1 protein-coding gene is annotated in these 344 nt (G+C 36.9%); it reads left to right on the top strand.

Annotated elements, in window-relative coordinates:
* Nucleotides 1–344, top strand: a 344-nt coding sequence (locus tag JJQ60_RS22435; RefSeq protein ID WP_201924775.1) for an AMP-binding protein, incomplete at both ends; no start/stop codon positions are given.

Here is a 344-nt window from a genome sequence, read left to right as displayed (position 1 = left end):
GTGACTACTATTAGTGAATCTCCAGTTTTAGAAACCTATCCGAATGTGTCTTCAGACAATTTAGCATATTTGATTTATACTTCAGGTTCTACAGGTACTCCAAAAGGGGTTATGATAGAGCATAGCGCTTTATTGAATACGATTCAGAGTATGGATAAGTTATATCCATTAACTTCAGAAGATGTGTATTTGTTTAAGACGACCCATTCTTTTGATGTTTCTGTAGCCGAATTGTTTGGATGGTTTCATTCTGGAGGTAGATTATCGATACTCCCTTCAGGGTTTTCAGCTAATACGGATAAGATTATAGAAGCGATTGATCGTGATCAGGTTACGCACATCAG

It is taken from the genome of Aquimarina mytili (genome assembly GCF_016735115.1).
Lineage (GTDB): Bacteria > Bacteroidota > Bacteroidia > Flavobacteriales > Flavobacteriaceae > Aquimarina > Aquimarina mytili.
This window is presented reverse-complemented; position numbering and strand designations above follow the sequence as displayed.